Origin of the sequence: Acinetobacter sp. MYb191 (genome assembly GCF_037572605.1) — a bacterium.
Lineage (GTDB): Bacteria > Pseudomonadota > Gammaproteobacteria > Pseudomonadales > Moraxellaceae > Acinetobacter > Acinetobacter johnsonii.
In genome coordinates, this window is sequence record NZ_JBBGZP010000016.1 from 42,347 (window position 1) to 65,827 (window position 23,481).

Here is a 23,481-nt window from a genome sequence, read left to right on the forward strand (position 1 = left end):
TAAGCCCATGGATTTTGATTTTAATTTGATACTTGTTCCTGTCACACTGATTTTCTTTTTGGTGTGGTTGCTCGATAAGTTTGTATTTAAACAACGAGCGACGAAAGGCAAGGGAAATGAAAATTTTGTCATTACGTGGGCTTATGATTTCTGGCCAGTCCTTGCGATTGTCCTATGTCTACGTTCATTCTTTTATGAACCTTTTAATATTCCTTCGGACTCGATGGTGCCGACTTTAGAAACTGGTGACTTCATCTTGGTCAACAAGTTTGACTATGGTGTGCGCCTGCCGATTGTGAATAAAAAAGTGATTGATGTAGGTGAGCCTGAGCGTGGCGATGTGATTGTCTTCCGTTATCCACCGCAACCGACGATCAGCTATATCAAACGTGTGGTTGGTATTCCTGGCGATCACATTGTTTTTGATCATGGCCAATTAACCATTAATGGTCAAAAAATTGCTAAAGTGCCTGTAGAATTTAGCCGTGAAAAAGACAGTTTAGATACGCCTACTTCGATATATCATAAAGAAACCATTGGCAAGCATACCTTTACTATGCGTGAGTTAGAAGGTGTTAATGTGGCACGCCAAGCACCGTATATTAACTTTGTAGAAAATGGTAAATACTCTGCTGAAAATGGTTTATATTGGGAAGTGAAAGTAAAAGAAGGTGAGTACTTTGCGATGGGGGATAATCGCGATCAAAGTGCTGACAGTCGTTTCTGGGGAATGGTTCCTGAACAGAACCTAACAGGTCGTGCATTTTATATTTGGATGCATAAAGAACCTGGCTTTAAGTTGCCGTCATTTAACCGTAACGGTAGCATTGACTAATATAGATTCGGAAAATAAAAAATGCGCAAGAATCAACAAGGGGCATCTTATATCGCCATTTTATTTGCAATCATGGGGTTTGCATTTATGGCGAAAGTGGCAATTGCAGTTTGGGCTCCTTATTTTGATGATCGGATGATCAATAGCCAAATTGAGGAAGTATTTCAAAGCAGCCCGAAAAACATTCAGCCTGCTGAGTTTGAAAAGCAACTTTCAAAACGTCTGGAAATGAATAGTATTCGTGATGTGAAGATTAAAGAAATTATGCAAGTCACCAATACCGAAGGGTTGCAGGTGAAAAAGGAGTATGAGGTAAGAAAACCCTTCTTGCTGAATATAGATTTAGTATTAAAGTTCGAGAAAAGTTTTGATCAAAGCTCAGTCCAAGCTAAGTGAAGCCCGCTTAGCGAGCCGTATCGGTTATCAGTTTAAACAACCTGAATTACTTCAGCTTGCACTGACCCACCGATCGGTGAGCCACAAATACAACTATGAGCGCCTAGAGTTTCTAGGCGATTCTTTGTTAGGGATGATTATTGCAAATTATCTCTATAAAGCTTATCCAGCTGAGAACGAAGGCCGTTTGACGCGTATGCGTGCAACCTTGGTTCGTCAGGAAGCTTTAGGTAAAATTGCAAATGATTTAAAACTGAGCCAGTCACTCATTTTAAGTACAGGCGAGTTAAAATCAGGTGGACATCATCGCGAGTCCATCCTTGCGGATACGGTTGAATCGATTATTGGTGCAATCTATGTGGATTGTAGTGATTTAATGGTGTTAGAGCCGATTGTGTTAAAATGGTACGAGCCATATTTAGACCATATCGAGCCAACCGATCAACTCAAAGATCCTAAATCTCGTTTACAAGAATATCTTCAAGCACGAAAAAAAGCTCTCCCAGTTTATGATGTGGTTGATATTCAAGGTGATGCACCCAATCAGCATTTCAAAGTGGAATGTAAAGTGGATGGATTGTCCGTTGTAAGTGGTGAGGGCACCAGTCGCCGTTTTGCTGAACAAGCTGCTGCGGCGGATATTTTAAAACTTTTGGAGCAGTAATCTGCCATGTCAAATTCTTCCGATCACATCGATGCTGATCACGAGTCGCAAAGCGACAGTAATGATTTAATTAGCCAGTTTTTTAGCGAACAAGGCACAGAAATCCCAACGGATTTTCGTAGCGGCTTTGTGGCAATTGTAGGTCGTCCAAACGTAGGCAAGTCTACGTTGATGAACCATTTATTGGGTCAAAAATTATCGATTACTTCACGTAAACCACAAACCACACGTCATAAAATTGTGGGAATTGATTCACGTGCAAAATCTCAAGCGGTCTTTGTTGATACACCAGGGATGCATAAAAAAGAAGTACGCGCCATCAACAAAATGATGAACCGTGCTGCGTCTTCTGCATTGCGTGATGTCAACTTGGTATTGTTTGTTCTGGATGCAGACAAGTGGACTCAAAACGATGAGCTCGTTTTGGAAAAACTCAAAAATGCAGAGATGCCAGTGATTCTAGTGATCAATAAAATTGATACACTTGAAAATAAAAACCATGCATTACCCTTGATTCAAGAGCGTGCAAAATTAATGAATTTTGCTGAGATTGTTCCTGTTTCTGCACTACGTGGTGCAAACTTAGACCATCTGCGCGATACCATTGAAAAATATTTACCTTTTCAACCACCGATGTATTCATTGGATCAATTGACAGATCGTTCTGAACGTTTCTTGGCATCAGAAATTATCCGTGAAAAGATTATGCGTCAGTTGGGTGAAGAGCTACCTTATGATTTAACCGTGCAAATTGAGTCGTTTAAGACTGAAGAAGCAACGGTGAATGAAAAAACAGGTCGTCCAAAACCAGCGTGTACGTATATTGATGCAACGATTTTTGTAGACCGCCCAGGCCAAAAAGCGATTGTGATTGGTGAAAAAGGCGCTAAGCTTAAGAAAATTGGTATGGATGCCCGTATCGATATGGAAAAAATGTTTGAACAAAAGATCATGTTGACACTTTGGGTTAAAGTGAAAGGCGGCTGGTCTGATGATGAACGTGCATTGAAAAGCTTAGGTTATAGCGATATCTAAGTTTTAAGAAAACAAATTTTTATAGGGATGGTGTTATGGTCAAAGTGTTCGCAGTAATGGCTTGTATGTTGTTTTTGCAAGGTTGTATACACAAGATCGTCACCGTTCCTGTAAAGATTGCGTATAAAACCACAAAAGGCGTGGTGAAAGGAACCGCAGCTGTGGTTGGTGCTGTTATCCCAGATGGGGATGATGAAGACAGTGAACAGAATGATAAAGATAAAAAAGATTAGTTAATTTCTCATGCGCAATGAAGTACTGCATGGTTATTTAATTCACCATAGAAAATACCGTGAACGTAGTCATATTGTGCATTTATTTACCCAAGAGCATGGGCGAGTTGATGGTATTTTAAGACAAACTCCGCCGCCACAATATCAGCCGATTTGTTTACAAGCTTCGGGCAAATCTGAGCTCAAAAATTTTACAAAACTTGAAATTGTCAATCAGCCGATTTTTTTCTTCGGGGATGCTTTTTTTTCAGGTTTTTATCTCAATGAGATCCTACTCAGGCTGTGTCCTCTCGAAGTACAAATGGAGCAAAGTTTTGCTCAATATGCGCATACGCTAACGCAATTACAACAACTGGCGCAGCAAGCCGATCCTAATCAGTTTTTAAAACAAATTCTAAGACAGTTTGAGCATGAACTGCTGGAAGATTTAGGTTATGCCTTAGATTTTTCGACCGATGCCAATCAACTAGAAATTCAAGCATCACTCAACTATATATTCCAGCTGAATGAAGGCTTTATTCCTACTGCACAAGCTTCGCGAGCGACCTTAAATGGACAGCAAATTTTAAGCATGTGCCAATATGAAAAGGGTAGGGATTTTGGTTTGGAACAGTTACAATTGCTGACCAAGTTGTATCGACAAATGATCAGTTCATTGTTGGGCGATCGCCCGTTAAAAAGTCGTCAGTTGTGGATTCAGAACACTCAAACTCAATCGTAATTAGGAAATGAATATGGCTGCATTACTTGGTGTAAATATTGACCACGTGGCAACTTTACGACAAGCGCGTGGAACGTCTTATCCAGATCCAGTCAATGCAGCACTGATCTGTGAGCAAGCAGGGGCGGAAGGGATTACCTTGCATTTACGTGAAGACCGTCGTCATATTCAGGACGATGATGTACGTCGTATGCGGCCAGCGCTTAAAACACGTATGAATTTGGAACTTGCAGTTACAGATGAAATGATTGCATTTGCCAAAGAAATTAAACCGCACCATGTATGTTTTGTTCCTGAAAAGCGCCAATAAGTGACGACTGAAGGTGGTTTAGATGTGGTTGGACATTTTGACGATGTCAAAGCGGCGACTCAAGCCTTGTCTGAGATTGGCTGTGATGTGTCCTTGTTTATTGATGCTGACTTTGCACAAATTGATGCAGCAGTTGCTTGTGGTGCACCAACCATTGAAATTCATACAGGCGCTTATGCTGATGCAGAAACACCTGAAGCTCAGCAACATGAGCTTGAACGTATTGTAAAAGGTGCTGAGTATGCAGCATCAAAAGGTTTAGTGGTGAATGCTGGGCATGGGCTCAACCTTGAAAATGTGACCCCAATTGCACAAATTCCACAGATCCACGAATTAAACATCGGACACTCACTAATTGCCGATGCTATTTTTGTGGGCTTGGAACAAGCTGTACGCGAAATGAAAGCAGTGATCAAAGCTGCACGTTAATTTTAAAGTTTTTAAGATTTGAATATGTCGAATATCAATTATGATGAACTCATGAAGCCCGTCATGGACTTCTTGGGTTGTGAAACACCTAAAGCTTGGTTGACTGAAGCACTGAATAATCTTGATGTGCTGATGCAAGACCACGCGAATTGTGAGAAGAAAGCTGCAGGTACAGCGATGAACCTGATGTTTCGCTATAGTTTTTTTACCGATTTGCAAGTCAAGCTTGCACAACTGGTTCGTGAAGAAATGCTGCATTATGAGCAAGTGCTTGAATTTATGAAAAAGCGCGGGCTAGAGTGGAGCAATCTGAGTGCTGGGCGCTATGCGGGTGGTTTACGTAAAGAAGTGCGGACTTATGAGCCCGAGGCTTTAATTGATATTTTAATCATTGGTGCTTTTGTAGAAGCACGTTCATGTGAGCGTTTCTACGCGTTAGCACCTTTGGTGGATGAAGAATTAGGTCGTTACTATCGCTACTTGCTAAAGTCTGAATCACGCCATTATGAAGACTACTTGGCTTTGGCTTTAGAGGTTGCGCAAACGGGGAAATTGAAAAATCCGAAAGAAGATATTCAAGCCCGTATTGATCATATCCGTAATGTCGAAAAAGAGCTAATTAGTACACCTGATGATGTGTTCCGTTTCCATAGTGGTGTGCCTGTGGAAGCGGCTTAGGAATAAAGTGGGTGAATGCTACAGTTTATAGACTGTTCGACGTTGCAGATTTTCAGTGTAGATGGTCCTGACTAATTTTAAAAAGCCCAATCTTTATCGATTGGGCTTTTTTATTAAAGAAGGGTAGATATGATGTATTGAGAGCTGTAATTTCTTTCAATAAAATCGCGAAATATGAGTCAGTGGAATGAGTTATTTGAGTAGGTGTGCTTAGAATTTTGACGATGATTTATTGTACTTTTTTATATCTTCAATGTTCCACCATTGCACGTCATGAAAAATTGTTGCATCAGAAAGAGTATTTCACAAAGTCTCAGAGACATGACTTAATTGGGTTGAAAGATCTATTTTCTTAAAAAAATATTTTTTAATGATTGGTTGTGATGGGTGAATAAAAATTAAAAATAAGTTGTCATTTTTCTCATAACGATTACATCTAATAAAATGGGATGACTAAAACTAAGTAAGTATCCTCAATCTTCATTGTGAATTGTAGAGATTTCGAGTTGTTGTTGATTGAGTTGTTTAGCAAGATGTTGGGCTAAAAATTCACCAAAAATTTGCTCCTCTCATTTTTTCATTTCAATTGCTGTGATCGGGAAGTGATCTGAACGAACATCCATATGTATTTTAAATATGCTCATGATTTTTCTTGTGAATCATTTTTTAGTGTTTCTAAGATAAGTTATTTTTCGAGAATGCTTTAGTTCTGGCTTTCTGTTGGGTTTAGCTGGAAGATTTACATCTTAAGCAGCGAAACTTTTAAGACGTAGAAAAGAAGAAAGCCCACAACATATAGTGGGCTTTTTGAATTTGGCTCTCCAACCTGGGCTCGAACCAGGGACCTGCGGATTAACAGTCCGTCGCTCTACCGACTGAGCTATTGGAGAATCTGCATGCGATTATAAGGACATTTCATAGTGGGTCAAGTCTAAAATGTCATGTTGCTGTCATTTTTATATTGGATGCTTTTTATTTGAACAAAAAAAATCATTTTCAAAAAAATCGTATTGAAGTGCTTGCAATGTTGAAAAGTCGTTGATAGTCTGATTTCAACAACAGAGCGTTTAAGTGAAAACTTAAACAGTGTGGATTTATAACCAACTTGCCAGCACTAAAATGGCTAAACAGGAGAAAGCGAATGAATACGCTTACCATTTCCGATATTTTTGCAAACCTAGCTGATTATCAAGATCAGTATCTCTTTATTATTTCAAACCCTGAACAATACTATACCCCTGTAGAGTCTGCCTATATTGATGTTTGGCCAGTCGGTTGTACAGACTTGTATTTGGGTGATTTATTACAACTTTGGTTTAGTGAGCGTTGGCTGGTCAACAGTCCTTGTCAGTTGCTTTCAACACAGTCGACGACTACTCTTAAAAAGACTGTGCAGCGAGAACATGATCTGTATTTGTATCAGTTGTCAGGCAGTGCTTTATCAGGTAATAATCGTTCAAAAGTCTGGTCCGCTGCTGAAGGTAAAAGCTTAGACGTAAGTTTAGACAGCGCGTTTAAATACTATTGTATTTATAAAGGAGTTGAGCGTCCTGATGCCTCAAAATTGCAGACGCTGAAGACGTTTAAAACCGCAATTTGATCTGTCATGCTGAAGTAAAGTTTGCTTTGGCGTAAAAAAGGCACTGAAATTTATCAGTGCCTTTCGTTTTTAGGGACGAATAATCATACAGGTGGCTGTGGCACGGGCGTAGAGTTTACCGTCTTCATCTACAATTTTACCTTCAGAAATGCCTAAGTTCTTACTGATGTTGATCACGCTGCCGATGGCAAGTAGTTCTTTGTCTCTTGGAATCGGTCGGCACATTTTAATATTCAGATCAATGGTGCCATAGCCAACACCAGCTTCAAGCATAGTATGTACGGCACAACCCGTCACTGAGTCGAGTACTGTTGCTGCAAAGCCACCATGCACGCCACCAAGCGGGTTTAAATGGCGATGATCTGCTTTTGCTTTAAAGCTAATTTTCCCTTCAGAAACTTCAAAAGGCTGCATGGGAATGGTTTCACTGATACTTGCAGGTGGAATTTTTCCTGTACACATGGCTTCTAAGAGTTGTAGTCCTGTCATTTCTTTGGGATTCATCTTGTTCATTCCTATATTTATCTATGAGTTCCTTTTTGGAACTTGTTAACCAATTAAACAAAATTCAGTCTTTTCGTCAATATATAGCTTTGGATTGATCAGTACAAAATCAACGAAATCGTAATCACGGATGGAGCTCATGCTGTGAACATATTGTGCGCAAATGGTGTAAGCGTATTCATTTTGATGAGTTGAGTGTTGATAGAACGGAGCAGCCTAGACGTGATTATTGTTTTGATGTGGCGCACAAAATTTATACACTCTTTTGTTTTTTATTTATATATAAGATAAACAAAGTTTTAGTAATTTTACACAGTCTTCACATGAAGAAGGAACTCACAATGAACGTGTCCTGTTTATGCGGTAAAACCAAGTTCCAAGCCGCACTCAAAAATCATGATGTCCATGCTTGTCATTGTTCGATGTGCCGCCAGCAGTCGAGCGGGGTGCTCATGAGTATTGATGTCGAACCCAGTAGTTTAAAGTTTGACAATCAAGAATATTTAAAATTATTTAAGTCGTCGGATTGGGGGGAGCGTGGTTTTTGTAGCGAATGTGGCACGTCGCTTTTTTGGCGAACACAGGACGGCAGTTATTGCAATATCAATGTATTTGCGATGGAAGAACAGCCAAAAGATTTAAAGCTTACAACAGAAATTTATATTGATAATAAGCCTGATTTTTACCAATTCAAGTATTCTACCGAGCAGCTCACGGAAGCTGATGTGATTGCTTTATTTTCACCAGATGATGCTAAAAAATAAGGTATTCAGGTTGAATCATCTGAGTTGCACATTGATATTGCTGATAAATTGCATGAGCAAAACTCTCTAGATTTAATAAGATATATTCGATATATCTAAAGCAGGCTGTTGAATAAGGATGCTCAAACATGCTGCTTAAAATTTCCATTGCGATGTTGGCCTTTGCAGCCAATTCAGTGCTATGTCGTTTAGCGTTGGCTGAGCAGCAGATTGACCCGATGAGTTTTAGCTTACTTCGGGTCTGTAGCGGTGCAATGGTGTTATTTCTACTGTATATGCTCTCTACTCATAAGGCCAAAATAGAGTGGAGTATAAAAAACGGATTTTTTCTTGCCTTATATATTGTGGCTTTTTCACTGGCCTATTTGCATATCGATGCGGGTGTAGGTGCATTACTACTGTTTGGGACAGTGCAGTTAAGTATGGTCAGTTATGGCCTGTGTCATGGTGAAAAAATCAATTTGCGACGCAGGTTGGGGCTGTCGATTGCTATTTTAGGTCTTTTGATTTTATTGCTGCCAGGGGCTTCGGCACCTCCTTTGGGTTATGCTGCATTGATGGTGCTTTCAGGCATAGGTTGGGCGATGTATAGCATCGCAGGTAAAAAGATGCATAATCCACTGGCCAGTAGCTTGGCAAATTTTGTAGTGGCGATTCCTTTTGTTGTCTTGGTCTATTTGTTGTTTTACACACAGAGTTTTATTAACCCAAAAGGTATGCTGTTGGCACTCTTATCTGGTGGTTTAGCATCGAGTGGGGCATATGTACTTTGGTATGCCATAGTGAAAAAAATTGACCGGGTCACGGCCAGTAGTGTGCAATTGTCCGTGCCTTGTTTGGCGATTCTGGGTGGGGCATTGTTTATTGGTGAAACGTTGAGCTTTCGAATCATTATTTCTGCGACGATTATTCTGGCAGGCATTGCCTTGGTGATCTCGGCGTCATCTAGCAATAAAGACGTAGATACAATAGATTCTGCTGGTACTACACGGCTCTAAAATTATTTAAACAGGCTTAAGAGCAAATTTTTCAGATTTTGTTTAAAAATAAAAAACCCGCGAAGTTCGCGGGTTTCTCTAATCTAACTTTAAAGGGTTAAATTATTTTTCAGCAGCAATTGAAGCAATCGCAGCATCTACGCCTTCGATTGAATCAGCCGCTTTCTTGATACGTGCAAGCGCATCTACAAGTACTTCATCAGCAGTTGCATAAGAAATACGCATGAAACCGCCTAAGCCGAATGCATCACCAGGAACTACGGCAACGCCAGTTTCTTCCAATAACCATTCAGAGAATTCTGTGCAAGATTTTAAGCCTTTCGCACGAATTAATGGACGGATGTTTGCATATGCATAGAATGCACCATCAGCAGGTAAGCAAGAAATACCGTTGATGTCGTTCAAACCGCTAACAACTAAGTCATGACGGCGTTTGAATGCTTCAATCATTGGCTCAAGAACGTCTTGAGGACCATTCAACGCAGCTTCAGCAGCAACTTGGGAAATTGAAGTTGGGTTTGAAGTTGATTGGGATTGGATTTTTTTCATTGCGCCAATCAGCTTAACAGGGCCCGCTGCATAGCCAATACGCCAGCCAGTCATTGCATACGCTTTAGACACACCGTTTAACACGATTGTGCGGTCATAAAGGTCTGGTGCAACAGTTGCGATGTTATAGAATTCGTCATCCCAACGGATTGGTTCGTACATGTCGTCAGAAGCGATATAAACTTCTGGGTATTTACGAAGAACGTCAGCCAAAGCTTCTAATTCAGCTTTGGTGTAGATCATACCTGTCGGGTTTGATGGACTGTTTAAAACCACTAAACGAGTTTTGTCTGTGATCGCTGCTTCAAGTTGAGCAGGTGTGATTTTGAAACGTTGTTCTTCACCACATTTTACAATAACAGGAACACCTTCAGCGATAATCACCATATCTGGGTAGCTTACCCAAAATGGTGCAGGGATGATCACTTCATCACCTTTGTTTAACAAAGCTAATGCTAAGTTAAAGAATGACTGCTTGCCGCCACAAGAAACCAAAATTTGGTTTGCAGCATAATCAAGGTTATTGTCACGCTTGAATTTTGCAATAATCGCTTTTTTAAGGCCAGGCGTACCATCTACAGCGGTGTACTTTGTGAAACCGTTGTTAATCGCTGCAATTGCTGCATCTTTGATGTGTTGTGGGGTGTCGAAGTCAGGTTCACCTGCGCCCAAGCCAATAACGTTCTTGCCAGCCGCTTTTAATTCAGCAGCTTTGTTGGTAACAGCAAGAGTTGGGGACGGTTTGATGGCATTCACACGATCAGAGAGACGTACGTCCACGGCAGTATTCCTTCTTATAGGGTTTAAAAAATAAAAAGCACACTATCTTAGCTTAAAAAACTCAAGCAAGGCGTTTAAAAACACAGATTTTCTGCAAAAAACATAAAAAAAATTCAATTTTGAAGTAATGATTTCAAAAATGTACAGAATTAGGAAGTTTCTCGCATCTTTATGAAAAAAACTTTAAAATAAGCGCAATTTGATGAGAGTGATGGTCATGAGTAAGCAACAGCCTACTTCAAAAAAACCTTTGGTGAATCTCCCATTCCCAATGCCAAATGCAGAACAAAGTGCTGACGATGTTGCACATAATCAGGTTCGTCCAAAACCTGAACAATATGCAGATCGTACTTGGATGCCACCACGTGGCACCCGTCGTTCAATGGGTAAACGTTGATTCGCCATTGAGATAAAAAAGCGCCCTATTTAGGGCGCTTTTTTATTGATCATTCGCTGGGTTGTAATTGCTAACCCGTCGATCATTTTCTGCATAGTAGGTTTTTTTGTGTTCATACATCGCAGTGTCGGCACGTTTAAGCATATCTTCAACCCGCTCATTTGGATGGCTGGTCGCAGTGCCAACTGACACACTAATCGGTTGATGATTATTAAATTGATTATCCACCATTAAAAGTTCATGCAAACTTTCAATACAGTGGTTCAATGCGGCTTCATCGGCGGCAGGTAATAGCACCACGAATTCATCACCACCGATTCTTGAAGCAGAGTATTGCGTATTTTCAATTAACTGATTCAAGGTATTACCCATACGGCGTAATAAGCTATCGCCTTGATCATGACCAAGGTTGTCATTGATAGCTTTTAAGCCATTCATATCTAGGAAAATACAAGACACAGGGCGCAGGTTATTGCGTTCAAGTCGGTTGATTTCTGTGCTATAGAAAGAGCGGTTATAAAGTTTGGTTAAGACATCATGTTTGCCTAAGTACTCAAGATAATTTTCGGCTTTTTTGCGTGCAGTAATATCGGTGAGCGCCAGTTGAACCATACCCCAATCGTCTTCGAAGCCTGGAAACACGGCAAAATGTAACAGCACATGGCGAATACTTCCATCGAGCGCGTAGTTGACTGCTTCGCAGTTATGTTGAATATTGCCATCCCACAGTTCGAGCAGCTGATGTCGAAAGGTCTGTTGGGTTTCGTTCTGAAAGACTTTATGCAAATTTTTAAGTAAATGGTCTTTGTCACGCGCAGCAAACAAATCGAGTGTGGCTTGGTTGACATCGGTAACCATGATGTCTCTAAGGCATTCATTAATAAAGTCATTGTGGACATCAAGGAAAGTTTTAAAGTCACTGATCCCCAAACGACGTAAATGATCTAATCGAGCTTTGACTCGGCTAAAGTCCTCAACCCAAAGCGAAGTAGGCGAGTATTGAAAACGTGCTTCAGCAATTAAACGACTTTTTTCTTCTAAACGTTGTGCATTGGCATAAGGCGTGATGTCTTCCGTGGTGATCAAAACCAATGAAAGATCGTGTTCATGACCAGGGAGCACTGTCCCTCGCAGGCGAATGTCAAGGCGATGACCTGTAAGCGTATAGTTTACAGCAGTATTTTCAAATAAGGTCTCACCATTCCAAAGTGCGACCAGCTCATTTAAATGAGTGCTTGACATATCTGCTTTAAAAATTTGCGCAAGGTTTGCGGTTAAGTCTTCAAAACTTTGGGCTTCAAATTGTTTTAAGGTTTGCGGGTTGACATGCAGGACTTTAATTTTATGCGCACAACTTAAAATACGTGATTTGTCTTCCAACAGAAACGACGCAATATCTTCAACACCTTCACTCCGCCAAAGATCGAATTGTTTTTGTACTTCGCTAAAGTCTTCTAACCACATGGCAATGGGAGATAATTCAAAAATAGGAGAGTCCAATAATTGCATTTATATCTCGTTTTTATGTTGGAATTTCAAGCAGTATAAGCGCTAAAAAAACTTTTTAAAATAATGTGATAAAAAAAGTTATTTTTAAAATTTATGTGAGTTTATGGGGGATTTAGTCAAAAAATGCATATTTATTGCGCATAGAAAGTGCATAAGCTCAAATGGTTTTGGAACTGAAAAGAGTGTGTATGCTGATAGTGATAAGCGCTAAATGCTTTGAGGTCGATAGCGAAAAGTTTGAAATTGTTGATATTGATGGTCACGCCAAAATAAATTGATCACCAACAGGTTTGGAATCAATACCATGAAGAATAAATAAATCAAAAAACTGCTGCGTTGTCGTTGTAGATCTGCATGAAGTCTTGGCTACTGATGGTTGTGTTGTCTGTTGTGACCGATAACACTAAAACTTCTGGGTAGATAAACTGACGGCTGTCTGTGTAATAACGGATACTGACTTTTTGTTGTTGAAAGTCTTCTAAGAGCGGGCAGCTTTTAAAGCGATCCATGAAATTACAGACCAGTCTTAGTGGTTGCTGCTGAGAAGGTTCATTTAATACAACATCTTCATAATGTGATTTATTTCGCCCAGAGCCTACAGTGTAGCTATTTAACCGAATTTGGCCCTCGATGTGTTGTGGGTTAGGTATATGTTTTGCAATACGTACAGCCGAATAGTCAGTAAATTTGCTGAGACTGGAAAGTGCAAAAACATTAATGATGAAGAAGGGTGCCGTCATGAATAAAATATTTAAGAGGAGGTTGTTCTTTTTTGGTTGTTCGTTCTTTGTCTTTTTGAGGAAGGATAAGCAAATAACAAAGATAAAATATACAGGGGATAGATTTATAAAATTAAAATCTTGAAACTGAGGCAGTTGATAAAATGCAATAAGCATGACAACGGCAACCACCATACTAAAAACGGCATGCTTGTTTCTTCTGGATTTTAAGGCTTCAAGCTGTCTATTTGTTCTCATGATTTTTTTAAATTTTGAAAAGTATGATTATGATTCAGAGTGTAAGTGAACTTTTAAAGATCAAAAAGAGAAAAGCGGAAACAGTACCGCCACATTTTTTTTGTAGTAGTTGGCGATTGGGGAGATTTCAATAACTGTATTATTTTTAAGTAAAAAGCCAATCTGATGGATTGGCTTTTTGAAAAGATTGGGGCTTAACGTAAGGCTTTTCGCGCACGATGTTCGGGCTTCGGTGGTGAAATTTCTCGTGTGCCTTGCCAAACCTCAATGAAGTCTTGTTCATTGATATTATAAAGCTCCAACAGCGCTAGAATGGCACCACCAAAAAGCATGCGCCCCTCAGCGTTGGTCTCAAAATCAAATATTTTCCCAGACAGCGCATGTAAAATATCTTCAATTTCAAACACACGATCGCGACCATTACTGTCAGTTGGATACATGCGTGTGTTGAGGATAATTTTGGCTAAGCTTTTTTCATTATCGGTTAAGGCCAAATGTTGAATCAGCATGTCATCATTTTGAGTGCTGAAAATCACAGCATCGTTAAAAATGGTATGCAAAAACTTTTTACTTAGACGTGGCAGTGTTCTTTCCACAAATGGGCGAAATGATGCAGGGAAAATAACATTATGAGAAATGCCTTTAAACATCGGAGCAATTTCTTCAACTTTATATCCCGCAATACCGCAGCCTATAGAGGTTAGAAAGTAAGTCATTTTAGGATGATTTTTGGTATAGATTTTAAAGTCATCAATATAGTGTTGAATTTGCGAGAGCGGCATTTGTTGTAAGTGTTCGTTCATAGTGGGAATGGCATAACTTTGCCCTGACCAACCACGTCCGACGCCTTTTATTGCGCCAAAGTGTTCAAGTGCAGTTCGGGCAGCACCATCCGCATGTTGACCTGCCATGTTACTACCAAACACAAATACGGTATGTCCATCTAGGTTTTTGACGATGCTTTCGTCATGATATTGGTATGTCATAGGCTCTGATTTTTCGCTCTTCTTAACTTCATGTTGCCCTTGAAATACGGGGGGGTCAAGTGAAAAATCTTTGTAATATTTTCAGTAAATTACATTAAAAATCTAAAAGCAAGAATTGCTCGGGATTGAATCTGTTAAAATAGGCGGTTGAAGAAGCAAATCTTGGGATATGTCTGTGAGTGAGAAACAACCTTTTGATTTAGTCACCAATTACCAACCCGCAGGTGATCAGCCGCAAGCCATCGAAAAGCTTGTTGCTGGAATAGAAAAGGGCTATCACGACCAGTTGTTACTTGGGGTTACGGGTTCTGGTAAAACCTATACCATGGCCAACGTGATTGCACGGACGCAACGTCCGACCATTGTCATGGCACATAATAAAACCTTAGCTGCACAGCTTTATGGTGAGTTCAAATCTTTCTTTCCGAACAATGCCGTCGAATATTTTGTTAGCTATTATGATTATTACCAACCTGAAGCCTATGTGCCATCTTCAGACACATTCATTGAAAAAGATTCAGCGATCAATGACCACATTGACCAAATGCGTTTATCTGCAACACGATCTCTCTTAGAACGTCGCGATGCAATTATTGTTGCTTCAGTTTCTGCTATTTATGGTTTGGGTGATCCCAATGCCTATATGAGCATGTTGCTGCATATTGTACAGGGCGATCGTATTGCACGTGATGACATCATTCGTCGTTTGGTGGAAATGCAATATAGCCGTAATGAGCTTGAGTTTTTACGCGGTACCTATCGTATCCGCGGTGAAATTATCGATATTTTCCCTGCGGAGTCAGACCAGCATGCGATTCGAATTGAGTTGTTTGATGATGAAGTCGATTCGATTCGTTGGTTTGATCCACTGACAGGCAAACTGGTACGTAAAGTTCCGCGTGTAACCATTTACCCAAAAAGTCACTATGTAACACCTAAAGATAATCTAGAGCGCGCCATCGGCACGATTCGTGAAGAGTTAAAAGAGCGTTTAGGTTTCTTTCGTGCACATGACAAATTGCTTGAAGCACAGCGAATTGAGCAACGTACCCGTTATGATTTAGAAATGATGCAGCAGTTGGGCTATACCAACGGTATTGAAAACTATTCACGTCATTTATCCGGTCGTCCCGCGGGCGAAGCGCCGCCAACCTTATTTGATTATGTTCCTGACGATGCCTTACTGATTATTGATGAGTCACACGTCACTGTGCCGCAAATTGGCGCGATGTATAAAGGTGACCGTTCGCGTAAAGAAAACTTGGTGAATTATGGTTTCCGTCTTCCTAGTGCTTTAGATAACCGCCCAATGCAGTTTGAAGAATGGGAACGGATTACGCCAGCAACGATTTATGTCAGTGCTACACCAGCCAAATACGAGCTTGAAAAAGCCGAGCAAATAGCTGAGCAGGTGGTTCGTCCTACAGGGTTGATTGACCCCGAAATTGAAGTACGTCCGGTATTGACTCAAGTTGATGATGTCTTGTCTGAGATCAATATCCGTAAAGATTTAGACGAGCGTGTCTTGGTTACCACCTTAACCAAACGTATGGCAGAAGATTTAAGCTCGTATTTAAAAGAGTATGGCGTCAAAGTTGCCTATCTACACTCAGATATTGATACCGTTGAACGAGTGAAAATTATTCATGACTTACGTTCAGGTGTCTACGATGTTCTCGTCGGGATCAACTTACTACGTGAAGGCTTGGACATGCCTGAAGTGTCTTTAGTGGCTATTTTAGATGCGGACAAAGAGGGTTTCTTGCGTTCTGAGCGCTCTTTGATTCAAACCATTGGTCGTGCAGCACGTAATGTAAAAGGCAAAGCGATTTTATATGGTGATCGGATTACCGATTCGATGCAAAAAGCCATCGATGAAACAGCCCGTCGTCGTGAAAAACAAATGGCCTTTAATGAGCTGCATGGCATTATTCCGCGTAGCACTATCAGACAAAATAAAAAGGATATTGATACAGGCGAAGTGCTGACAGATGATCAAGTTGAAAGTGGTATCACAGATCAACACCAAACGCTCAGTGCAGATGAGCAGCACTTGCTGTCCGATCCGAAACTTCTTGCCAAGCATTTAAGCAAGTTGGAAAAAGAAATGTTAAAAGCTTCTAAAGAGTTACAATTTGAGCAAGCTGCGCGTCTGCGAGATGAAATTTTGCGCTTAAAAGCACAACTTCTAACCTAAGTTGCATTTACATAACGCTACAGTAATTTGGGCAGAAAGCATTATTTTTTAAAGAGATGTTTATTTTTAGATCATAAATTCTGAAATATTAAAAGGTACAGTTTATGTCTGCAAATCTTCCAAAGGCGGGTTTTACGCTTGCCAAAATTGCTGTAGGTGGTGCTGTTTTAGTCGGGTTAGGCATGGCAACCATGGCTTACGCCCAGAGCAAACCCTTAGCTGTGGTGGATAAGGTTGAATTAGACCGTTATTTGGGTGTTTGGTACGAAATTGCACGTAAGCCCATGTACTTCCAAAATAAATGCGGAAGTAATGTCTCGGCTACTTATACCCTGAATGAAAATGGCAATGTGACAGTAGATAACCGCTGTTATGCTCAAGATGGTAAGCTGATGCAGTCTATAGGTGAAGCATTTGTACAAAACCCACCTTTTAATAGTAAGTTGAAAGTGAGTTTTTTACCTGAGGCGGTGCGTTGGTTACCTGTGGCACGCGGGGATTATTGGATTTTAAAAATTGATGATGACTATGAAACGGTTTTAGTGGGTGAGCCACGCCGTAAATATATGTGGGTACTTTCTCGCTCGCCTCAACCAGACCAAAAAGTCATTAATGAATACTTAGAATATGCAAAGTCAGTGGGTTATGACTTGAATGATCTGATTCATACCAAACAATTGCAAAAGTAAAATTTATTAAGTCTTGAAAGCCATGCTGAAGCATGGCTTTTTTAGTTTCATATACGTATTTTAAAACTTGAATAATAAAGCTTTATACAGTCGAACGCTTTATAATCGGCGTCTATTAAAATCGTGTAAATCAATGTGGAGTGAAGGATGTATAAAGGTGTTGCACTATCGGTTTTAGCATCCGTCACTTTTGGGGTTTTGTATTTTTATACCTTTTTTTTAAAGCCCTTAGATAGTGAGCAAACTTTTGCTTGGCGTATGCTCTCGACCTTACCCTTTTTAACCGCATTCATGTGGTGGAGTGGTGATTTAAAACTCATTTCGGAGTTGTTTAAGCGTATCTTTAAACAACCTTGGATGATTGCTTGGTTATTGTTTAGTTCGGTTTTATGTACCACGCAGTTGTGGCTATTTTTATGGGGACCCATGAATGGTCGCGGTCTACAAGTGTCGCTCGGCTATTTTTTACTGCCTTTGGTCATGGTGTTGGTTGGTTGCATCCTTTACAAGGAAAAACTATCCCGCTGGCAAATGGCCGCGGTAGCCTTTGCTGTGCTTGGGGTAGGACATGAAATTTGGCGTATTGGTAGCATGGCATGGGAAACAGTCTATATCGCTTTGGCTTATCCTTTGTATTTCTTCCTGCGCCGTGTTTGTAAAACGGATCATTTGGGTGGCTTCTGGTGGGATCTGTTTTTAATTTTACCTGTCGCGTTCTATTTGGGCTTTGTGCATAGCGATAGTTTGGCTTTGATAAAACAGTTTCCACACCTGATTTTGGCGGTCATCGGACTGGGTTTCTTAAGTGCGATGGGACTTGGAAGTTATATACTTGCGAGTCGTTATTTACCTTTTGTGATCTTTGGTTTGCTGAGTTATTTGGAGCCTGTTTTATTAGCAGGAGCATCAGTTGCCATGGGGGAGCGTATAGAGGCAGGTGAGTGGTTTACTTATATTCCAATTTGGTTCGCAGTCTTATTGCTTATTATTGAAGGTGTGTTGCATTTATATAAGCAGCAACAAAATAAAAAACAGCTCGAACGAAATATTAAGAATTTTGAAAAACAGCAACATTCAGACTAATTTGATGATATTCGGAGCTGTCATTGCGCTGGAATTTGGGCGATAAGCAAGTTTCTGATTTGTTTCTTGCCCTTTTAGAATAGTTGACTGTTTGATAAAACATCATTTGTGTAACTGTTTATTTTTTATCTAAAAAAATATTTTTTTAATTTTTATACTGCAAAATCATAAGACTAAATGCAATCATTTCTTAAATTAATAATGGATATACGACAAAAAACATCATGCATTTACAGCTTTCGATTCAAACTTGGCGCTAAATCCTTTACAATTGTTGGGTTTTAAAATTTACGCTTAGATTAAATTAATTAGAGGACGTATCTGTGAGCAAAGAGACTATCATCGCCCTACACGCAGAACACCAAGGTCGCTGGAAAAACCGTGAAGAAATCGCGGAACAAATGATCGCTTTGATCGGTCAGCTTTACCGTGAAAAAAATATTGTGGTTTCAGTGTTTGGACGTTCTTTAGTTAACCGTTCAGTTATCCAAATTTTAAAAGCGCACCGTTTCACTCGTATGATGGACGTTGAGCTTTCAGTTGTACACACGTTCCCAATTCTTGAAGCGTTGGCTAAAATTGAAAATATCGGTACTGCTGAAATTGATCTAGGCAAATTAGCCGTTGCGTTTAAAGAGCAAGGTGGCGATGTTGACGCATTTGTTGCAGCAGCTGTTAAATCTGTAGAAGGTCGTGCGACTTCAGTAGAAGGTCGTGACGTTGTTCTTTACGGTTTTGGTCGTATCGGTCGTATTCTTGCACGTTTAATGATTGGTCAGTCTGGTCTTGGCCGTGGCTTGAACCTAAAAGCGATTGTGGTTCGTAAATCATCTGATGGTGATTTGGAAAAACGTGCATCTTTATTACGCCGTGACTCAATCCATGGTCCATTCTCTGGTACGATTTCTGTTGATGAAGAAAACGAAGCAATCATTGCCAACGGCCAATTCATCAAAGTGATTTATGCGTCGAACCCAACTGAAGTTGATTATACCGATTATGGTATTAGCAATGCGTTAGTGATCGACAACACGGGTAAATGGCGTGATGCTGAAGGTCTTGCTCAACACCTTAAGTGCCCAGGCGCTGCACGTGTGATCTTGACTGCACCTGGTAAAGGCGACATGAAGAACGTTGTATTTGGTGTAAACCAAGCTGACATTCTTGATGAAGATACCATTATCTCTGCTGCAAGCTGTACAACCAACGCAATTACACCAACACTTAAAGTATTGCATGACAAATACACAGTGTTGAATGGTCACGTTGAAACAGTTCACTCGTTCACAAACGACCAAAACTTAATCGACAACTACCATAAAGCAGACCGTCGTGGTCGTGCTGCAACGTTGAACATGGTAATTACTGAAACAGGTGCGGCTAAAGCAGTTGCGAAAGCACTTCCAGCACTTCAAGGTAAACTGACAGGTAACTCTGTACGTGTTCCAACACCAAACGTTTCACTTGCGATTTTGAACTTAACTTTAGATAAAGAAGTTGATCGTGATGAAGTGAACGAATACATTCGTAAAATCTCAATCAGCTCTAGCCTTCAAGGTCAAATTGGTTATACCAACTCGACTGAAGTTGTATCATCTGATTTTATCGGTTCGCGTACAGCAGGTGTATTTGATGCGCAAGCAACAATCACTTCGGGCAACCGTTTAACTGCATATGTTTGGTACGATAACGAAGTTGGTTATAGCTGCCAAGTTTTACGTATTGCAGAGCAAATGGGCGGCGTAAGCTATCCAAAAATTCCAGCTGAAACAAATGCATAATTTGTAATAGCGACTAAAAAGAGCCTCAATTGAGGCTCTTTTTTTTGCGCTGTTGTTGTGGGGTGAGGCTGATCAGGTGCATTGGGGGTGACATAAGTATTCGCTTGAGTGGTAAGAGTTGCCAATGTTTAACCCCTACTAATTTACTTAGAATAATCAAAATGTACTGTGTAAAATAGGACGATAAAAATTAAAGAGTCTGGTTGGTATACCGTCCCCTTAGACTTTCTAAGCTGACAAAAAGGATGATATTTGTCAGATAAAAGAAAATAAAACAAAAGGAATTTGAATTTGCAAGTGAAGCATGTGCTAAGTGGATTGGCATTCATTGTGTTGGCATCTGTATGCGGTGCGCTTATCGCTATTTGGATGTTTAAACACTTTAATATTTATATTCCCTTAGAAAACCAAAAAGTCAGTATTGATCTGCAAGAGCCTTTACAAGCTGAGGTTAAAATTCATGATGCCTTAGATGTGGATGTGACAGGGCGTGTCAATGCAGAAATTCCGATTCGTGAAAACCTGAATATTCCCCTGACCCAAACTCTGACTCCACGGGTGTATTTTGATAATCAGGTTCCGATTAAAACTACCATTCCAGTGCGTGAAACCTTGAAAATTAATCAGAGCATGTCTGTGGATACTAAGGTACAAGTGAAAGTCATGGGGCGAGATGTGACTTTGCCTTTAAAAGGAAATATTCCCATTCAGTTGGATGTGCCGATTCATATCGATGTGCCACTTGAACAGCAAGTACACCTCAAATTTGATGCGCCTGTAAAAACCGTACTGAAAGAAAACCTGCATATTCCAGTCAATACAGTGGTTAAAACTAATATTCCAATACAGGGACATTTAAACGTTCCAATTAAAACGGCATTGAAAGCTTCGGTGGATGTGCAAAATACATTACCAATTGAAATCAAGCAGGGTGAGTTGAAAATTCCACTCAATAGCTTGCAATTACTGCGTGAAAAACCTCAACCTCAAGAACACGTGAAGCGATAGGAGGGAGTATGTGGATATTCCAGTCTGCGAAGCGGCTTGTATTGAGTTTTGTGTGTGTTGTAATTTTAGTGGGTGCGCTGTTTTGGTTGTACCTGAATATTCAAGCCAGTATGCAAGTGTCTGCGTGTGAAGCCCAAATTCAACTATCAGACTCCTTACCGACAAAAATCCAAGTGGGTAATTATTTAGAAACCCAATCCGTTGGGACTTTAGATACGCAACTGAAAATCGATCAAAAAATCAATCTGCCTTTGACTGGGAAATATTTGGCAAATTTAGAGTTTGAAGTAGAAGTACCCGTTTCAGTATCTGTTGATTATCAAACCGAGGTACTCATTGATGAGAACATGCCGTTGGAGACCAATACGGATTTAATTTATCAAAATAAACTGTTGCCTAAATTTCCACTCACTTTAAATATTCCGATTAAACTGGCTGTGCCATTTCATTTAAAGCAAGATTATCAGGTCCCGATCAAAATTATGTTTAATGGCTTGGTTTATTTTGAGTTTGATGAGCAATTGCGTCTGCATGTGTTACATCAGTTTGCACCACAGTTAAATTTGAATGACCCAATGACTATGCGCAAAATAGCAAGCTTCAATGCCACCATGCACAACATAGAGCGAAGCACGACCGCAAATTTGGAAATGAATATGACACTACCGGTGAAGAATATTCATCCATAAAAAACACCACTAACCATTGGTGGTGTTTGAATGTGAAGATTAAATTATTGGCTTAAAGTGCGGCTTTAATCGCATCTTGAATACTGGTGGTCTTATGTCCAATCAATTGTTCTAGGTCTTTACTGTCACTATACATTGCACCTTGAATACTTTGGATGTCTGCATCAACGATTACATCAACTAAGCCAGCAAGTAAGCCTGCTTGAGTTAAGCCTTGAGTGTATTCTTCCGCACTTAGGTTCTGATAAATAATGTCTTTACTTGCTGCTTGGCCAATCAAAGTTGCAAGGTTTGAGAGGCTAAAACTTTCAGAACCTGCCAATTCATAGGTTTTATTCTCATGATTTGTTGAGGTTAAGACTTTGGCTGCAGCTTCAGCATAATCTATACGCGATGCTGAGCTAATTCGACCGTCTTGAGCTGCGCCAAAAAGCGTCCCAATTTCAATGGTATGAGCAACACGTGCAAGGTAGTTTTCGCTATACCAGTTATTTCTTAAGAAGGTATAAGTGATTCCACTGTCTTGAATTAGTTTTTCGGTTTCACGGTGTTCTTGGGCTAAGCCGAGTGGGGACGTATCTGCACGAAGTAAGCTGGTATAAGCAAGATAAGGTACGCTAGCCACTTTCGCAGCATCAATCACTGCTTGGTGTTGAGGTGTACGGCGACCAATTTCATTGGCTGAAATGAGTAATAACTTATCTATTCCTAATAGAGCAGGAACTAATGTTTCAGGGCGGTCATAATCAAACTCACGCAGCTCAATACCTTGCGCTTTGAAATGTTCAGCTTTATTTACATTACGAACCAGCGCAACAATATTCTGGGCAGCAGTTAACTGCAAAAGTTGCTCTATAACGAGGTTGCCGAGTTGTCCTGTTGCGCCTGTGATTGCAATTTTCATAATTCACCTATGTTGGTTGTTTTCTATACTTGATGGTTGTATCTTAATCTGTTAACTTACTAAATGTAAGTACGTACCAAAAAGTAAGTAATAAACCAAATGGAGAGAAATGATGCACACCTATGCGACAAGCAAATTGTTAGGTCAAGTTTTATCCACGGAGTGTCCGTCTCGTGAAATTTTGGAGCATCTTACGAGTAAATGGTCGGTATTGGTGTTGCGCTGTTTAAGTGATGGCGTACATCGTTTTAGTGAACTCAAGCAGCGTATAGAAGGAGTGAGTGAGAAAATGCTTTCTCAGACGCTCAAAACGCTTGAGCATGATGGCTTTATTCTACGGACGGTCTATCCTGTGGTGCCGCCCAAAGTAGAGTACCAATTGACGATCTTGGGTTCTCAAGCCGCTGAGAAAACCATGTATTTGATTGGTTGGATTGAAAAAAGTTTGCCTGAAATTCTAGAAAGCAAGGAGCGAGTAGCAGCTTTAAAATAAAAGATGACAAGTATTGTGGATTGGTTGTGAGAATCCTTAATTGCATTTTAAGAGTGAACTCCTCAGGCGTGCGGAAGTGGTTTAGAGCTGATTAGAATTTCAGCCTGTGAAAAAGTCTTGTTATCAAACAAGCTATTCTTTTAGTGCGCTATTTTGATGTGAAAATCCTTTTTGAAAGTAAAAGTTGAGGAGGATTGAATAAAATGAGTCGAAGAGTGATCTAACGACTAAATGGTCAGCACATTTAAATTAAAAAATGAATAAAATCAGGT

At 40.1% G+C, this 23,481-nt stretch carries 24 protein-coding genes, 1 tRNA gene and 1 pseudogene; 19 read left to right on the top strand and 7 right to left on the bottom strand.

Translation table 11 applies throughout. From position 1 onward, the window contains the following. The first annotated feature begins 7 nt into the window (after nucleotides 1–7). The 8 genes and pseudogenes from lepB (at nucleotide 8) to WH214_RS11520 (ending at nucleotide 5,301) form a co-directional block, all read left to right on the top strand. On the top strand, nucleotides 8–835 hold the full coding sequence (gene lepB, locus WH214_RS11485; RefSeq protein WP_151837137.1) for a signal peptidase I: 828 nt from the start codon (nucleotides 8–10) through the stop codon (nucleotides 833–835). Nucleotides 836–856: 21 nt separating this feature from the next. Next, nucleotides 857–1,231 carry a DUF4845 domain-containing protein gene (locus WH214_RS11490; RefSeq protein ID WP_238893983.1) on the top strand — a complete coding sequence of 125 codons (375 nt, stop codon included), beginning with the start codon at nucleotides 857–859 and terminating at the stop codon, nucleotides 1,229–1,231. After that, the gene (gene rnc / locus WH214_RS11495) at nucleotides 1,203–1,895 is read left to right on the top strand and encodes a ribonuclease III (protein WP_176537507.1); all 693 of its coding nucleotides are present in this window, start codon (nucleotides 1,203–1,205) and stop codon (nucleotides 1,893–1,895) included. Before WH214_RS11490 ends, rnc begins: the two co-directional genes overlap by 29 nt. 6 nt (nucleotides 1,896–1,901) lie before the next feature. Beyond that, nucleotides 1,902–2,930, top strand: coding sequence for a GTPase Era (gene era / locus WH214_RS11500; protein ID WP_004693663.1), 1,029 nt, complete (start codon nucleotides 1,902–1,904; stop codon nucleotides 2,928–2,930). A gap of 35 nt (nucleotides 2,931–2,965) precedes the next feature. Then, nucleotides 2,966–3,163, top strand: coding sequence for an NF038104 family lipoprotein (locus tag WH214_RS11505; RefSeq protein ID WP_004693662.1), 198 nt, complete (start codon nucleotides 2,966–2,968; stop codon nucleotides 3,161–3,163). Between the two features lie 10 nt (nucleotides 3,164–3,173). Further along, a complete protein-coding gene (recO, locus tag WH214_RS11510; protein WP_004980401.1) occupies nucleotides 3,174–3,884 on the top strand; it encodes a DNA repair protein RecO in 711 nt (236 codons plus the stop codon). A 13-nt stretch (nucleotides 3,885–3,897) separates the two neighbouring features. Continuing rightward, a pseudogene (pdxJ, locus tag WH214_RS11515) lies at nucleotides 3,898–4,623 on the top strand (pyridoxine 5'-phosphate synthase). A gap of 24 nt (nucleotides 4,624–4,647) precedes the next feature. After that, the gene (locus WH214_RS11520) at nucleotides 4,648–5,301 is read left to right on the top strand and encodes a tRNA-(ms[2]io[6]A)-hydroxylase (RefSeq protein ID WP_339420950.1); all 654 of its coding nucleotides are present in this window, start codon (nucleotides 4,648–4,650) and stop codon (nucleotides 5,299–5,301) included. An 814-nt stretch (nucleotides 5,302–6,115) separates the two neighbouring features. Here the strand turns inward: WH214_RS11520 and WH214_RS11525 are convergent. Further along, nucleotides 6,116–6,191, bottom strand: a tRNA-Asn gene (locus tag WH214_RS11525). A gap of 251 nt (nucleotides 6,192–6,442) precedes the next feature. Here WH214_RS11525 and WH214_RS11530 point away from each other — a divergent pair. Continuing rightward, on the top strand, nucleotides 6,443–6,901 hold the full coding sequence (locus WH214_RS11530) for a hypothetical protein (protein WP_339420948.1): 459 nt from the start codon (nucleotides 6,443–6,445) through the stop codon (nucleotides 6,899–6,901). A 69-nt stretch (nucleotides 6,902–6,970) separates the two neighbouring features. Here the strand turns inward: WH214_RS11530 and WH214_RS11535 are convergent, their stop codons facing one another. After that, entirely contained in the window at nucleotides 6,971–7,405 is a 435-nt protein-coding gene (locus WH214_RS11535) for a PaaI family thioesterase (protein WP_339420946.1), read from the bottom strand. A gap of 341 nt (nucleotides 7,406–7,746) precedes the next feature. Here WH214_RS11535 and WH214_RS11540 point away from each other — a divergent pair, with 341 nt between their 5' ends. Together WH214_RS11540 and WH214_RS11545 are read left to right on the top strand one after the other, a co-directional pair. Next, the gene (locus WH214_RS11540) at nucleotides 7,747–8,169 is read left to right on the top strand and encodes a GFA family protein (protein WP_004693653.1); all 423 of its coding nucleotides are present in this window, start codon (nucleotides 7,747–7,749) and stop codon (nucleotides 8,167–8,169) included. Between the two features lie 128 nt (nucleotides 8,170–8,297). Beyond that, nucleotides 8,298–9,167: a DMT family transporter gene (locus tag WH214_RS11545; protein WP_339420944.1), complete on the top strand. Its 870-nt coding sequence runs from the start codon at nucleotides 8,298–8,300 to the stop codon at nucleotides 9,165–9,167. A 102-nt stretch (nucleotides 9,168–9,269) separates the two neighbouring features. On the opposite strand, the gene WH214_RS11550 is transcribed toward WH214_RS11545, so the two are convergent. Then, a complete protein-coding gene (locus tag WH214_RS11550) occupies nucleotides 9,270–10,496 on the bottom strand; it encodes a pyridoxal phosphate-dependent aminotransferase (RefSeq protein WP_339420943.1) in 1,227 nt (408 codons plus the stop codon). Nucleotides 10,497–10,713: 217 nt separating this feature from the next. On the opposite strand from WH214_RS11550, the gene WH214_RS11555 reads away from it, so the two are divergent. Next, on the top strand, nucleotides 10,714–10,893 hold the full coding sequence (locus WH214_RS11555) for a hypothetical protein (RefSeq protein WP_004693646.1): 180 nt from the start codon (nucleotides 10,714–10,716) through the stop codon (nucleotides 10,891–10,893). Between the two features lie 42 nt (nucleotides 10,894–10,935). Here WH214_RS11555 and WH214_RS11560 read toward each other — a convergent pair whose 3' ends face one another. From WH214_RS11560 to WH214_RS11570, 3 genes are all read right to left on the bottom strand, one after another. Further along, nucleotides 10,936–12,402, bottom strand: coding sequence for a sensor domain-containing diguanylate cyclase (locus tag WH214_RS11560; protein ID WP_339420942.1), 1,467 nt, complete (start codon nucleotides 12,400–12,402; stop codon nucleotides 10,936–10,938). A gap of 320 nt (nucleotides 12,403–12,722) precedes the next feature. Next, complete coding sequence (locus WH214_RS11565) at nucleotides 12,723–13,142, bottom strand: hypothetical protein (protein ID WP_339420941.1); 420 nt, start codon at nucleotides 13,140–13,142, stop codon at nucleotides 12,723–12,725. 431 nt (nucleotides 13,143–13,573) lie between these two features. After that, nucleotides 13,574–14,365: an A1S_2505 family phage non-structural protein gene (locus WH214_RS11570; RefSeq protein WP_339420940.1), complete on the bottom strand. Its 792-nt coding sequence runs from the start codon at nucleotides 14,363–14,365 to the stop codon at nucleotides 13,574–13,576. A 175-nt stretch (nucleotides 14,366–14,540) separates the two neighbouring features. Here WH214_RS11570 and uvrB point away from each other — a divergent pair, with 175 nt between their 5' ends. From uvrB to WH214_RS11600, 6 genes are all read left to right on the top strand, one after another. Continuing rightward, nucleotides 14,541–16,562 carry an excinuclease ABC subunit UvrB gene (gene uvrB / locus WH214_RS11575; RefSeq protein WP_087011130.1) on the top strand — a complete coding sequence of 674 codons (2,022 nt, stop codon included), beginning with the start codon at nucleotides 14,541–14,543 and terminating at the stop codon, nucleotides 16,560–16,562. 104 nt (nucleotides 16,563–16,666) lie between these two features. Next, nucleotides 16,667–17,251 (top strand): lipocalin family protein, encoded by a 585-nt coding sequence (locus WH214_RS11580; protein WP_078389000.1) that lies wholly within the window; start codon nucleotides 16,667–16,669, stop codon nucleotides 17,249–17,251. A gap of 147 nt (nucleotides 17,252–17,398) precedes the next feature. After that, the gene (gene rarD / locus WH214_RS11585; RefSeq protein WP_339420937.1) at nucleotides 17,399–18,334 is read left to right on the top strand and encodes an EamA family transporter RarD; all 936 of its coding nucleotides are present in this window, start codon (nucleotides 17,399–17,401) and stop codon (nucleotides 18,332–18,334) included. Nucleotides 18,335–18,657: 323 nt separating this feature from the next. Further along, nucleotides 18,658–20,115 (top strand): glyceraldehyde-3-phosphate dehydrogenase, encoded by a 1,458-nt coding sequence (locus WH214_RS11590; protein ID WP_004980374.1) that lies wholly within the window; start codon nucleotides 18,658–18,660, stop codon nucleotides 20,113–20,115. A 291-nt stretch (nucleotides 20,116–20,406) separates the two neighbouring features. Further along, a complete protein-coding gene (locus WH214_RS11595; RefSeq protein ID WP_339420934.1) occupies nucleotides 20,407–21,123 on the top strand; it encodes an MFS transporter in 717 nt (238 codons plus the stop codon). Between the two features lie 8 nt (nucleotides 21,124–21,131). Then, complete coding sequence (locus WH214_RS11600; RefSeq protein ID WP_339420932.1) at nucleotides 21,132–21,812, top strand: hypothetical protein; 681 nt, start codon at nucleotides 21,132–21,134, stop codon at nucleotides 21,810–21,812. A gap of 52 nt (nucleotides 21,813–21,864) precedes the next feature. On the opposite strand, the gene WH214_RS11605 is transcribed toward WH214_RS11600, so the two are convergent. Beyond that, nucleotides 21,865–22,716: an SDR family oxidoreductase gene (locus tag WH214_RS11605; RefSeq protein WP_339420930.1), complete on the bottom strand. Its 852-nt coding sequence runs from the start codon at nucleotides 22,714–22,716 to the stop codon at nucleotides 21,865–21,867. 112 nt (nucleotides 22,717–22,828) lie between these two features. Here WH214_RS11605 and WH214_RS11610 point away from each other — a divergent pair, with 112 nt between their 5' ends. After that, nucleotides 22,829–23,209 carry a winged helix-turn-helix transcriptional regulator gene (locus WH214_RS11610; RefSeq protein ID WP_004980366.1) on the top strand — a complete coding sequence of 127 codons (381 nt, stop codon included), beginning with the start codon at nucleotides 22,829–22,831 and terminating at the stop codon, nucleotides 23,207–23,209. The last annotated feature ends 272 nt before the right edge of the window (nucleotides 23,210–23,481 follow it).